9 protein-coding genes are annotated in these 14058 nt (G+C 65.7%); 4 read left to right on the forward strand and 5 right to left on the reverse strand.

What is annotated here, in order from left to right; all coding sequences use genetic code 11:
* Positions 1–122: 122 nt before the first annotated feature.
* Entirely contained in the window at positions 123–2675 is a 2553-nt protein-coding gene (locus ASE70_RS09365) for a TonB-dependent receptor (RefSeq protein ID WP_156356121.1), read from the reverse strand.
* 91 nt (positions 2676–2766) lie between these two features.
* Complete coding sequence (locus ASE70_RS09370; RefSeq protein ID WP_056503913.1) at positions 2767–4281, reverse strand: tryptophan halogenase family protein; 1515 nt, start codon at positions 4279–4281, stop codon at positions 2767–2769.
* Between the two features lie 264 nt (positions 4282–4545).
* Between ASE70_RS09370 and ASE70_RS09375 the strand changes: the two genes are divergently transcribed.
* Positions 4546–7569, forward strand: coding sequence for a TonB-dependent receptor (locus ASE70_RS09375; protein ID WP_200925615.1), 3024 nt, complete (start codon positions 4546–4548; stop codon positions 7567–7569).
* A gap of 84 nt (positions 7570–7653) precedes the next feature.
* Here ASE70_RS09375 and ASE70_RS09380 read toward each other — a convergent pair whose 3' ends face one another.
* Positions 7654–8028, reverse strand: a complete 375-nt coding sequence (locus tag ASE70_RS09380; RefSeq protein ID WP_056001271.1) for a glycine zipper 2TM domain-containing protein — start codon at positions 8026–8028, stop codon at positions 7654–7656.
* A 197-nt stretch (positions 8029–8225) separates the two neighbouring features.
* On the opposite strand from ASE70_RS09380, the gene gyrB reads away from it, so the two are divergent.
* Entirely contained in the window at positions 8226–10694 is a 2469-nt protein-coding gene (gene gyrB / locus ASE70_RS09385; RefSeq protein WP_056503915.1) for a DNA topoisomerase (ATP-hydrolyzing) subunit B, read from the forward strand.
* A gap of 10 nt (positions 10695–10704) precedes the next feature.
* Positions 10705–10890, forward strand: a complete 186-nt coding sequence (locus ASE70_RS09390) for a hypothetical protein (RefSeq protein WP_056503918.1) — start codon at positions 10705–10707, stop codon at positions 10888–10890.
* Between the two features lie 64 nt (positions 10891–10954).
* Here ASE70_RS09390 and ASE70_RS09395 read toward each other — a convergent pair whose 3' ends face one another.
* Positions 10955–11797, reverse strand: a complete 843-nt coding sequence (locus ASE70_RS09395; protein ID WP_056503921.1) for a hypothetical protein — start codon at positions 11795–11797, stop codon at positions 10955–10957.
* A gap of 223 nt (positions 11798–12020) precedes the next feature.
* Positions 12021–13481, reverse strand: coding sequence for a PAS domain S-box protein (locus tag ASE70_RS09400; protein WP_056503923.1), 1461 nt, complete (start codon positions 13479–13481; stop codon positions 12021–12023).
* Positions 13482–13643: 162 nt separating this feature from the next.
* Here ASE70_RS09400 and ASE70_RS09405 point away from each other — a divergent pair, with 162 nt between their 5' ends.
* A complete protein-coding gene (locus tag ASE70_RS09405; protein WP_056396467.1) occupies positions 13644–13913 on the forward strand; it encodes a GlsB/YeaQ/YmgE family stress response membrane protein in 270 nt (89 codons plus the stop codon).
* Positions 13914–14058 lie beyond the last annotated feature (145 nt).

Here is a 14058-nt window from a genome sequence, read left to right on the forward strand (position 1 = left end):
CCAAACGCGCCTCCAAGACCCAACAGATGCTCGAGATCACCCTCGACATCTTCCTCGCCAGAAAACGTCTACAGAGTCCGAAGTGAACACTCCCCCTTGTCAGGGGGGGGGGGGAAGAAGCCTCAAAACAGCTTGCGCACCGACAGCTTCACGATCCGCCCGTACGGGTCGAGGAACGACGGCTGGAAGCGGAACGGCACCGCGCCGTTCCGGTCGCGGACGTCGGGGCGGTCGTTGAGGATATTCTGCACCTCGAACTGGAACGTCGTGCCCTTTGCCCACGCCGCCTTGGGGGCGAGTTGCTGGCCTTCGAGCTGCGAATACAGGCCCATGAACGTCGCCGGGGTGAAGCGCAGGTCGGATGCGGCGATGATGCTGCGAATCCGGGTCGGTGCCTGCCAGAAGATATAGGTGCCCAGCCGCACCGGGCCGTAGGAACCGCCGACATTGCCCTGCAATTCATAGCGCGGCCGGCCGCTATTGCCGTCGAGCGATGCGCCATCCAGCAGGTCGAGCTGCGACTGGCCGGGGGCGAGCACCAGCCGATCGTCGAGCCGGACGGTCAGGGTGGTGAAGCTCCACAGCATCGGGCGCTGCCGGGGCGGTGGCGGGGGCGGTGCGTCCTTGGCCGGGGGTGTCGGCGCGGGCGGTTTGGGGCCGAGTTGCCCGAAGAACGACCAGCCGGTGGTGATCTTGCGTTCGCGTTCGCGCAGCGCGTTGATCGGGCGCAGGTCGGCGCGCAGCAATTGTCCGGCGGCATCGCGGGGGAACCGTTCGGGAAATGCCGCTTGCAGCGCCGCGGTCGCGCTGCCCGGATAGACCAGCTGATCGGCGATCCGCGTGTCGACATAGGCGAGGTTCAGGCGCAGCTCGCGGCCCTTGATCGGTTGCCAGTCGACGCCGAGGGTGCGGATCTGCCGCTCTTCGGGCGCGAGGTCGATATTGCCGCCGCCGGTCACCGTTATCAACGTGCTGGTGCCGGTCACGAAGTCGAAGAACGGCGTATTGGGAACGGTGACGATCGGATTGGTCAGCGCCGCGATCGCCGGTGGCGTCTGGGCGGTGTTGATCGATGCGGTGATCTGGATCGGACGCCACGGATTCCAGCGCAGCGCGAGGTTGCTGCTGGTCAGGTTGCCATACTCCGATACGCCGGTCAGCCCGAGCGTCGCATTGGCCGAAACCGTGCCGATCGCGTCCAGCACGCCGCGATCGGCCGAGGTGATCGGCAGGTCGAGACTGGCGCTGCCGCCCGCGATCGTCCGGGTGAGCGATGTCGCCGCCCCGACATTGTCGGCCAGCCGCCCGGTGCTGTTCGACGTGGCATAGTCGGCGTTCAGGGTCAGCAGCGCCTGTCCGGCGGGCAGATCGAACAGCGGGCCGTTGGCGGTCGCCTTGGCCGTGGCGGTGTTGGTCAGGGTGCGGCTGCGAACGATGATCCGGCCGGCGGTGGCGACGCGACCGGACAGGTCGTACGGATCGGCACCGGCATCGACCGCCGCCTGCAACACCGCCGGATCGACGCCGCGATCGACCGAGGCGCGGGCGCGGACGCGGTCGAATTCGCCGCTGACCGTCCACATCCAGCGACCGATTCCGCCCTGCACGGCCGATCCGGCGTGCAGCGTCAGATTGTCGTTGCGCTGGGTCAGCGCGCCGGCTTCGTCCAGATAGCGATAGAGCATCACGTCGCCGCCAAACGGGCTGGCGGGATTGGCGGCGGGCAGGCGCAGTGCGGCCCCCTGCAACCCGGCCAGCGCGAAACCGCGTTGCGCGTCCACGATCAGGTTCAGCGATCCGGTCAGGGTTTTGCCGATCGGCACGGCATGGGTCATGTCGACCTTCAGCTGGTCGTTGCTGCGGAGCGACAGGAAGGGCGAGAGATCGGTCGCGCGGGTCGTGCCGGCGGTATAGGCGCTCAGGCTGTCGCGCCGCGCCGGATCGGTCGGCGCGGCGGTGGCGGTGACCGCGCGGCCGGCGAGGCGATCGAGCGCGGGGTCGATACTGCCGCCGTTCAGCCCGCGCAGATTGCCGGTACGGTCGAACACCGTGTCGCTGTCGATCTGATAGGGGCGTTCATCGGCGAACAGGGGGTTCTGCCGGTCGTATTTGATCGACAGCAAGGTGCGGCGGTCCCCCTCGATCCGGGTCGTGCCCAGTTCGACGCGCGCGGTGCCGCCGCCGCCATCGGTGGTGGTGCCCGCCCCCTGTTCGATGGTCAGCGCGCGAAAATGTTTCTTGGTGACGAAATTGACGATGCGGACCGTGGCCGGGAACCCGAACCGCGCCGAATCCTGTTCGTTCAGGATCTCGGTCCGCTCCAGCGCTTCGGGTGGCAGGGTCTGGATCTCGCGATAGCCGGAGATGCGGCGGCCGTTGAGCAGGAACACCGGTTCGCCGCCGCTGTTCGACGTGGTCAGTGGTTTGAGCAGTTTCAGCAGGTCGTTGATGCTGGTCACGCCCAAGGCGCGGATCGCCTCCGCGTCCAGCACCGCGACCGGCGCGGCCTCGCCCAGCGCCGATCCCGGCGGACGCTTGCCGGTAACGACGATGTCGTCCTTGTGCCTGTCGTCGCTGGTCGGTTCGGGATCGTCCTGCGCCAGTAGCGGGGCAGGGGCCAACACGAATGCCACCCCGGCCAGCATCCGCCAGCCGTCCCGCCCGTATCCCGTCATGCAGCGCGCTCCATCATCGTTGCGAGCGCGCAGTAGGCAACGTTTCCGACCGGATCGTGGCGAAACGCGGCAACCGCGCGGCGGGGCGATTCTATCGGGGGAGTGCCGCGGCGTGCATCGGCAGCGACCGCGCAGCGCGGCGATAGGCGGCGTGCATGTCGCGCAGCGCGGCTTCGACCGAATCGGCGTTCAGCCGGTCGACGCCCGGTTCGTAGGCGGCGGGCCACAGCTCCTGTCCGGTCAGCACCGCCGCCCAGCTGGGAACCGCGAAGATATCGCCCGCCTGCGGGATCAACCGTCCCTGTGCGCGCCACAATTCGATGCGGTGGGCAAGGCTGTCGGGCACGGTCATCGCCCGCATCGTACGCCAGAAGTCGCTGTCGTCGCGGGTCGTCGCCTTGTAATGCAGCACGACGAAGTCGCGGACCGCTTCGAACGCGCGGGCCATGTCGGCATTATAGGCGTCGCGCTCGGCCGGGTGGACGGCGGCACCGGGGAACAGCGCGATCAGCCGCTGGATGCCATGCTGGATCAGGTGGATGCTGGTCGATTCGAGCGGTTCGACGAAACCGGCGGCAAGACCCAGCGCGACGACATTGTGCGACCAGGCCTTGCGCCGCATGCCGGTGGTGAACGACAGCGACCGGACATCGCCGCACGGCTCCCCCGGGACATGGTCGCGCAGCAGGCGTTCGGCATCGTCGGCGGTGGTGAAGCCGCTGGAATAGACATGCCCGTTGCCGGTGCGATGCTGCAACGGTATCCGCCACTGCCATCCGGCGGAATGGGCAGTGGCGCGGGTGTAGGGCGGCAGCGGATCGAGCCGGGTCGTCGGCATCGCCAGTGCGCGGTCCATCGGCAGCCAATGCCGCCAGTCGTGATAGCCGGTCACCAGCGCCCCTTCGATCAGCAGCCCGGCAAACCCCGAGCAATCGACGAACAGATCGCCGGCGATCGTCCGGCCGTCGTCCAACCGGACCGCAGTGACGTCGCCCGTCCCGCCGTCGCGATCGACCTGTACGACCCGCCCCTCGTGGCGGACGACGCCCTGTTCCTCGGCGACGCGGCGCAGCAGCGCGGCATAGAGGGTCGCGTCGAAATGATAGGCATGGGCGATATGCGCGAGCGGGGTGCGGTCGCCCGCCGGCGGGATCCCGAACCGTCCCTCGCGCGCGGTGACGGTGCACATCGAATAATCGGTCAGCCCGGTATCGCCGCCGCGCGCCCGGTGGCGCAGCCACAGTTGGTGGAATGGCACACCGTGGAAATCCTGTCCCGCCGCGCCGAAGGGATGGAAATAACGCTGCCCGATCCGGCCCCAATCGACGAATTCGATGCCGAGTTTGTAGCTGCCCATCGTTTCGCGCAGGAAGCGGTCCTCGGCGATGTCGAGCATGGCGTTGAAGGCACGGATCGGCGGAATGGTCGCTTCGCCGACGCCGACCGTACCGATCGCGTCGGATTCGATCAGCGTGATATGACGCCCGACCGGTCCGAGCGCGCGCGACAGCGCTGTCGCCGCCATCCAGCCTGCCGTTCCCCCACCGACGATAACGACTTGCCGTACTAATGCATCCGTTGTCGACACAGTCGCAGGTTTTGGCATGGCCCCCTCCTTTGCCGGTTCAGGATCGAATCACCGGCGGCCGATCGTTCGAATATCGTATTATCGGCAACGATCTTGCCCGATCCCGGCATGTGGCACGGGTTAGTGCGATATCGATCCGGCGTCGACCGTCGGGTTCGGCGCACATGCGCAATTGGTAGCGATATCAGCAACCCTTCAGCAACAAATACCGCTTGAAAGTAGGACAAATAGATAATAGCGATTTGTCATATAGAACATAAAATACAAAAAGGGGGGGGTATAATGCGTCGTTTCACGCTGATGGCGTCGGTCGCCGTCGTGCCAATCATGCTGGCTGCCGCGCCAGCATTCGCGCAGGTTTCGCCGACCGACAGACCGGTCGGTGCCGATGCCGGCGAAACGGTCGAAGTGCCGGACGCGACCAAGAAGGACGACGAACAGTCCGAAATCCTGGTGCGTGGTCTTCGCCGCAGCCTTGCCAGCTCGCAGGCGATCAAGCGCAATTCGGACTCGATCATCGACGTGATCGTCGCCGACGATATCGGCAAGCTGCCGGATTACACCGCCGCCGAAAGCCTGGCGCGTATCGCCGGTGTCCAGGTCACCCGCTTCAGCGACGAAGTGAACGGGGTGCTGATCCGTGGCCTGCCCGACGTTGCGACGTCGTATAACGGTCGCGAACTGTTCACTGCCGAACTGCGCCGCGTGCAGTTGCAGGATTTTCCGGCACAGGCGATCGCCAGCATGGAAGTGTACAAGTCGGGTACCGCCGATCTGGTCGAACCGGGTCTTGCCGGCCTGATCAACGTCCGCACGCGTCGTCCGCTCGACTTCAACGGCCGCGTCATCGCCGGCGGCTTCCGCGGTACCTATAATGACCAGAGCCGCAAGTACGATCCGGGCGGCAACGTGCTGATTTCGGACCGCTGGAAGGTGGGCGACGGCGAAATGGGCCTGCTGGTCAACGCCACTTTCGCACAGTCGCAATATTATAACGGCGTCCGCTACAATGCGAGCTATGTCCGCGATTCCCGTTACTCGGACTTCGGTGTGCAGGGAGCGAAGGTTCGCGACAATTTCGACAAGGGCAACGCCAACGGCCTCTTCTTCTTCCCGAACAATGTCGGCCTGTATAATGATGGCGGCAAACGGTATCGTCCGTCCGGCAACTTCTCGCTGCAGTATAAACCGAACCCCGACACCGAAATCTATGTAGAGGGCATCTACCAGGGCTATCGCGGCCGCGGCTATGCCGACAACTTCGACGTGCCGCTGGAGCAATGGGGTCCGAATTCGACCCCACCGGTTTTCACCAACGTCGTGCTGATGGACGGGCAGTCGTACAACGACATCAAACTGCTTCCCGGCAAGGAGCCGCCCTATGACGTGACGACGGTACCGCAGGCGGTATCGCTGTCAAAGACGTCAGGCTCCGAGCCGCAGGGCTATCGCAACACGACGCAGGATCAGACCAACACCTATCAGATCGCGACCGGTGCGCGCTGGCAGACCGATCGGGCGACGCTGTCGACCGACCTCGCCTATAGCCGGAGCCGCTACACCCGCGACAATTACAGTCTCGATTTCCGTACCATCGGCGCAAAGTCGGTCGACGTCGCGTTCAATCGCGATGGTGGCGTGTCGTTCAACTTTCCGAGCTGGGACCCGTTCAACCCCGCCAACTATATGTTCCGCGGCTATTACGAAGCCACGTACGACGTGAAGGGTGACGACTGGCAGTGGCGCGGCGACCTGGGTCTCGACACCGACTGGGCGGTTCTGCCCAAGATCCAGTTCGGTCTGCGCGCGACCAAGCATCACAGCGAGCGCACCACCGATGGTTCACGCTATGCCGAATTGTCGGCGGCATTGATCCCCTATGCATCGTTGCCGATCGGCGAGCTGTCGAAGACGATCGACCCGTTTCGCGGCAGTGCACAGGGCTTCGTCTCGTACCTGCAGCCGCCACGCGCCGGCATTTACGAAAATCGTGCGGCGCTGCGCAAATTCACCTACGACACGCTCGCGCAGCTTGTCGCGCGTTTCCCGAACGATCAGGGGTATAAGGACCGGCTGGCCGAATGGAGCACCGACACGGTGCAGCCGCCGACGACCTCGGGATGGCAGGCCGACGAAAGCACCTATGCCGCCTATGCGCAGGGCAAGTATAATTTCGCGCTGGGCGGGCTGGAAATCGATGGCGTCGTCGGCGTTCGCGCCGTCATGACCCACGGCACCAGCTTCGGTGTATCGAACATCTGCACCCTGAACGATGGCGGCACGCCGGCCGATCCGCGGGATGACACCTGCATCCGCTCGCTGTCGGAGCGGACCGAGAAGCAGGACTATCTCGACATCCTGCCCAACGTCAGTGCCCGTTTCAAATTCACGCCGGAACTGCAACTTCGTCTCGGCTATACCAAGACGCGGACCAAGCCGAATTTCGGCGACCTCAATCCGGCGCTGAACATTCAGCCGGTGATCTACCAGCCGTGCCTCGACCCGACGGCCCCGAACTACAACCCAAACGACACGACCAGCTGCCGGATTCCGGGCCGCATCTACCCGAACTATAGCGGGTCGCAGGGCAATCCGTCGCTCAAGCCGTTCACGTCGACGAACTACGACATCAGCCTCGAATGGTATTTCTCGAAAACGGGCTTCGTCAGCGCGTCGGTGTTCCAGCGGGACATTTTCGGGTTCACGACCGGGGTGCAGCGGTTCCGCAACGATCCGCAATTCGGCATCCTGTCGTTGTCGAGCCCGATCAACGCGGGTGATGCGAACATCAAGGGCGCGGAAGCCAATTTCCAGACCTTCTTCGACTTCCTGCCGGGCGCTTTGAGCGGTTTCGGTGTCTCGGGCAACGTCAGCTACCTGACGGGAAAGAACCGTTACCCCAATGGCTACAACCCGAATACCGACACGTTCGAAGGCGAGGGCGCGTATCTGACCATTCCCGGCCTGTCGAAATGGACGTATAACGCCGCCTTGTTTTACGAGAAGTCGGGTCTCGTCGCCCGCGTCTCGTACAACCGGCGTTCGGACTGGGTGAACCGGTATAATACCGACCAGTTGAGCGGCTTCCAATATTCGGGTGAATCGACCTATGCCCGCGATCGGCTCGACGCCGGGGCGAGCTACGACATCAACAAGAACATCACCGTCAGCGCCGATATCGGCAACATCCTGGCGCGACCGTTCCGTAACTATGTCAACTTCCAGCCCGGCCGGTCGTCGCCGATCGACGTGCGCGACGAGGGTCGCTACTATGGCGTGGGTCTGCGCTTCCGCTTCGGCGACTGAGCGCGATGAAAAAGGGCCGGCCCTCCGTGTCGGAGGACCGGCCCTTTCCCTGACCCCGTTACGCTACCGGGGGTCGGGAACGTCTTAGCGGCGGCAGTAGCGGGGGGCGTCCGACTTATCGATCGCCCGGCCGGCCAGTGCGCCGACGCCACCGCCAAGGATGGTGCCGAGCAGGCGGTTGCCATTGCCACCGACCTGGTTGCCGAGCAGGCCGCCGGCGATCGCGCCGATCACCGTGCCGCCGTCGCCATTCTCGCATCCGCGATTGTTGCTGCGGCGGGCATAGTTGCGGTCGTTATAATAGCCGCGGTCGCCGCGATATTCGCGATAGCTGCGGCCGTCCCGATAGTCCCGCTCGTAGCGGTCCCCGCGCCAGCTCTGTGCCGATGCGGCGGTGGGAGCGGCGGCGGTGGCGACCGTGGCGAGTGCGGCGGCAGCGAGCGTCAGCTTCTTGAACATGGGTCTTCTCCCTCAAATCTGGCGACGGTCCGAAAGTCCCGGGCGGGTGGTCCGTCTGTGATTCGGGGTATGCGCCGATTCGCTTGAGCCGATACTGAATGCGCCTGTTAGCTGCCGTTCATTATCGGGCCGGAACGGTCGGGGCGCACATGCGGGTTTTGCTTTAGTTCCGTGCCCTGAAACCCTATATACTCGCTATGGCAACGAACCCCAATCAGAACGACTACGGCGCAGACTCGATCAAGGTGCTCAAGGGGCTGGATGCGGTCCGCAAGCGCCCCGGCATGTATATCGGCGACACCGACGACGGCTCCGGCCTGCACCATATGGTGTTCGAGGTCAGCGACAATGCGATCGACGAAGCGCTGGCCGGACATTGCGACCGCATCCTGATCACGCTCAACGCCGACGGGTCGGTCTCGGTCGAGGATAACGGCCGCGGCATCCCGACCGGTATCCACAGCGAAGAAGGCGTGTCGGCGGCCGAGGTCATCATGACCCAGCTGCACGCCGGCGGTAAGTTCGAAAACACCAACGACGACAATGCGTACAAGGTGTCGGGCGGCCTGCACGGCGTCGGCGTGTCGGTGGTCAACGCGCTCAGCGACTTCCTCGACCTGACGATCTGGCGCGACGGGCAGGAGCATTACATGCGCTTCCGCCGCGGCGATGCCGAGGCGCCGCTGAAGATGGTGGGGCCGTCGGACAAGCGCGGGACGCGCGTCACCTTCCTGCCCAGCCCCGACACGTTCAAGATCGTCGAATTCGATTTCGACAAGCTGGAACATCGTTTCCGCGAACTGGCGTTTCTGAATTCGGGCGTGCGGCTGGTGCTGGTCGATGCCCGGCACGCAGAAACGCGCGAGGTCGAATTGTTCTACGAAGGCGGGATCGCCGCGTTCGTGAAATATCTCGACCGGACCAAGACGCCGCTGATGCCCGATCCGATCGCGATCCACGGGTTCCGCGACGATGTCGGCATCGACGTCGCGCTGGAATGGAACGACAGCTATTACGAGAACGTCCTCGCCTTCACCAACAACATCCCGCAGCGCGACGGCGGCACGCACATGGCGGCGTTCCGCGCGGCGTTGACGCGCACGCTCAACAACTATGCCGACAAGTCGGGCATGTTGAAGAAGGAAAAGGTCAGCCTGACCGGCGACGACATGCGCGAGGGGCTGACCGCGATCGTATCGGTCAAGCTGCCCGATCCGAAATTCTCGTCGCAGACCAAGGACAAGCTGGTTTCGTCCGAAGTCCGTCAGCCATTGGAAGCGCTGATGGCCGACAAGCTGGCCGAGTATCTTCAGGAAAATCCGGCGAATGCGAAATCGATCATCCAGAAGGTGATCGACGCCGCCGCCGCGCGCGAGGCCGCCAAGAAGGCGCGCGAGCTGACCCGGCGCAAGGGGGCGATGGACATCGCGTCGCTGCCCGGCAAGCTGGCCGATTGCCAGGAGCGCGATCCGGCCAAGTCCGAACTGTTCTTCGTCGAGGGTGACTCGGCCGGTGGTTCCGCCAAGCAGGGCCGCGACCGCCATTTCCAGGCCATCCTGCCGCTCCGGGGCAAGATCCTAAACGTCGAGCGTGCGCGCTTCGACCGGATGCTGGCCAGCCGCGAGATCGGGACGATCATCACCGCGCTCGGCACCGGCATCCGCGACGACTTCAACCTCGACAAGCTGCGCTACCACAAGATCGTCATCATGACCGACGCCGACGTCGACGGCGCGCATATCCGCACGCTGCTGCTGACGTTCTTCTATCGCCAGATGCCCGAGATCATCGAGGCGGGGCACCTCTATATCGCGCAGCCGCCGCTGTATAAGGCCACGAAGAGCCGGTCCGAAGTGTATCTGAAGGACGACAACGCGCTCGACGAATATCTGGTCGAGGCCGGGGTGAACGCGCATGTGCTGGAAAGCCCGGCGGGCGCGCGCAGCGGCGACGATCTGAAGGCGCTGCTGGGGCATGCGCGGCGGATGCGGACGCTGATGCGCTATGTGCCGCGCCGCTACGATATGGGGATCGTCGAGGTGCTGGCGCTGGCCGGCGTGCTCGATCCGCAGATCAGCGACACCGACCGCCAGACCCGGTTGCAGGATGCGGTGTCGCGGATCGGACGGACCGATGTCGAGGCGGACTGGACCGCGCGCGTGGCCGAGGATGGCGGGCTGCAGTTCCAGCGCCGCTGGCGCGGGGTGACCGACACCCACAATATCGAACCGGCGTTCCTGCTGTCGGCAGAAGGGCGCAAGCTCCACAGCCTCGCCGCCGAGGAAGCGGCGAGCTATGCCGGCGTGTCGAAGCTGGTCAGCGCCCGCAGCGCCGCCGATCCGCTGGCCGACGCCGAGGAAGAAGCGCCGACCGTCGCCGGCAAGGGCGAGACGCTGGTCGCACGGCCGAGCCAGTTGCTCGACGCGATCCTCGCGGCCGGGCGCAAGGGGCTGTCGATCCAGCGGTACAAGGGGCTCGGCGAGATGAACGCCGAGCAGCTGTGGGAAACCACGCTCGACCCGTCGAACCGGTCGATGCTGCGGGTGGCGATCGATCAGGCCGATGTGGCGGACGAGATCTTCACGCGGTTGATGGGCGACGTCGTCGAACCGCGGCGCGACTTCATTCAGGAAAATGCGCTGAACGTCGCCAATCTCGACGTTTGATGCCGGTTCGGTGTTTCGGGGAGGCTTCATCCTGGCCCGCCCGCCGGGCGCGGCGGTCGGCGATTTCCTAGACAAGCCGGTCGATCATGGCGGACTGGCGTCCAGCCGCCCCCTCGCATCGGTCGTGCTGGCGACGGCCATCGTGCTGCTGCTGGCGATCCTGCCGCAGCGCGCGGCGGAGGCGGATCGTGGGTAGGCGCTGAAGGGCAGATCGCCGTGCAAGGTAGGACCGGGAGCGTAATTCCCGGTACTTCCGGACGTCAGAGCGCGGTGGCGCGTGGGCTGTTCACGCTGTGGCCGCCGTTGCGGCGCAGGATGTCGCTGACAGTCACATTCGCTGCGGCGGCGTCGACCGTGACGAGAACGCCGCCACCGGTCAGGTGCTCGCCGTAATAGGACGCATCCTCGTCGCTGATGCCATGGCCCTTCAACACTTCGTTAAAGGTCCCGGCGGCGGCACCGGCAGCGGCCCCGATCGCCATTGCGCCGGGCACGGCGGTGGCAGCGATCGCACCGGCCGCGACCAGCGGGCCGACGCCCGGGATCGCCAGCGCAAGTACGCCGAGACCGGCACCGAGGGCACCACCGCCCAGCACGCCGCGAGCGATGCTTTCATGATGCTCGTCGGTGATCTCGCCATCGACGTCGCGCGCCGTCGTCGTGCCGTTGCTGCGTGCGATCACCGACAGCGCGCTGTCGCCGACCCCGGCGCTGCGCAGGTCGGCCACCGCCCGCTGCGCTTCGGCTTCGGTGTCGAAGATTGCCGAGACCGTCTGGCCCGTTCCGCGCGACGTTCCGGCCGTGGCGGCGGCAACGCCACCGCTGCCGCTGGTGACGGCGTTCGCGGCGCGATCGAGCGGGCCGCGGTTCGGATCGTCCTGACCGCGCAGGGTATTTTCGGCCCGGTCGAACGGACCGCGGTTCGGATCGTCGCGATGCAGCGCACCGTCGATGCCACCGCTGCCGCCGGTGACGGCGTTCGCGGCACGATCGAGCGGGCCGCGGTTGGGATCGTCGTGGCGGTCGAACGCGCTTTCGGACTGCCGGGCGATGCCGTCGTCGGTAGCATTGTCCCCGTATCCGTTCCGGTTGCCATCGCTCATGCTGTCTCTCCAATCGAGTTGTCTTGCCGGAGCACAGTCGGGTGGAGCGCAACGGGTGCGGTCCATGGGGCTGTGCCCAGGCAGGTTCGAACGTGCCGGGGCGTGGACGGTTCACCGGCGCGCTTCGGAGCGATGGTGCGGCAGCACTATCTCGTTGGTTCAACCGCCCACCCGGACTCGGGCAGGACGGCATGGTTCACCCGTCCGGGGACAGGCCTCGCAGCTACAGTCCGTGCGAGCCGAGACCGCGCTCCCGGCCCCAGATGACGGCACCGCCGCGGCGATTGACGCCCAGCTTGGCGTAGATCCGGGCAACATGATTGCGGACCGTGTTGCGCGACAGGTGCAGCCGCTGCGCAATGTCGCCATCGTCGAGATCGTCGCAGATGAGGCCGAGGACTTCGCGTTCGCGGGCGCTGAGGTCGATGGCGGGGGCGATCGGCCCCGGTCGCCGCAACGTCGCGAGCTTGTCGAGGATCGAGCGGCTGAGCCAGCTGGCGTCCTTCATCACTTCGTCTATGGCCGCAGCCAGTTCCACTTCGTTGCGTCGCCGCTCGGTAACGTCCTGATAGACCCATAGCACGCAGGGCTGCTGGTCCATGTCGACGGCTTGCGCGGAGACGAGGCAGTCGATGGGGTCGTGCCCCCGCGCCAGCAATCGGGCTTCTTGCTGGTGGAGCGATCCGGTCGCCGTCAGGGCCGCTTCCGCGACCGCCCGTTCGGCCGCCGTTTGCCAGAGCGCCAGTTCGTCGGCGGTTTTTCCCAGCACGCGTTCGTCGCCAAGACCGGTGAGCGACCGGAAGGCGGCATTGACCCGCGCGATGCGATGGTCGGCATGGTGCGTCACCACCATGGCGACCGGTGCCATGTCGAAGACGGCGAGAAGATGCCGCTCGCTTGCCTGCAAGGCGTTCTCGGCTTCGCGACGTGGTTGCAGGTCGGCAAAGGTCAGCAGCAGCGCGTCCTCCTCGGTGACGTCGATGGGTTGGCCGGCAAAGACGACCAGTCGTCGGGTTCCGTCGGCGACGAGCAGTTCGGCGTCGGACTGTGGCAGGACCTGACCTTGTTCGATCCGGGCCCGCGTGGCGGCCGGGTCCGCCAGTCCGCCCAGCAGGTCGAGCCCGAACAGGCTCTTTCCGGCAAGGTGTTCCTGCGAGAAGCCGGTGAGGGCTAGAAACCCGGGATTGCCCTGCACGATGCGCAGATCGCGCAGGCGTACGATCAGGGCGGGGGCGGGATTGGCTTCGAACATCGCCCTGAACCGCCGTTCGGCGTTGAAGCGTGCGGACACGTCGCTCAGGACCAGCGCCAGATAATCCGCATCGCCGCCATCGACGTCCATCGTCACGTCGCGGACTTCATGGACCCATCGCACCTCATCGTCGCCCGCCGGGGCGACCTGCACCGTCTCGTCGGGGAATGCCTCGCCGGCCAGCAGCCGAAACAGTGGATATTCGCGGCGTTTGAGCAGGCGGCCAGTGCCCGACCGCAGGGTGAAGCGTTCGGCATAGCCCTCGGCAGTCGCGCCCAGGTCTTCGACGCGATCGATACCGTGCATCTTTAACGCGGCGGGATTGGCGCGCAGGATGACTCCGGTCGGATCGACGACGATGACGCCGTCGAGCAATTGGGCCATCAGTTGTTCGAGGTGGCGAAGCGTGGGCGGGGCAGCGGGATCAGGCATGGCCCTTCAACCGCTGCGGGCGGCGCTGCGTTCCCGGCATCGTACCAGTTACAATAGTGCTGTTGCACCATGCGCTGCGATGGTCGCCGATGGCGGGTCATGAACCGAAGGAATGCATCGCCCGTTTCACCATGGTCCTCAGCTTAAGAAAAAGGAATGGTCATGGGTCTCCTCATACTCCTCGTCGTCGGCGGTATTATCGGTTGGGTCGCCAGCCTGATCATGCGGACCGACGGGCAACAGGGCATCGTCCTGAACGTCGTCGTCGGCATCGTCGGCGCGCTGCTCGCCGGTTTCCTCGTCACGCCGCTGATCGGCGGCGCGCCGATCACCAGCGGTGTCATCAGCGTTCCGTCGATCCTGGTTTCGCTGGTCGGGGCGATCGTGCTGCTCGCGATCATCAACCTCTTTCGTCGCGGCGCGGTTCGGTAAGCGCGCTTACGGGCACCGGCCGATCGTCTCGGCCGGTGCCCGCATTCAGCCGGCATCGCCGGGCGACCGCGGCCTCGCGCGCGGGGGAAGCGCGAGGCTGCGGGGGCGGTCGCGGCGGGGGGCGATCCGACGGCAGCAGCGCAGG

The organism is Sphingomonas sp. Leaf22 (assembly GCF_001421715.1).
Taxonomy (GTDB): domain Bacteria; phylum Pseudomonadota; class Alphaproteobacteria; order Sphingomonadales; family Sphingomonadaceae; genus Sphingomonas.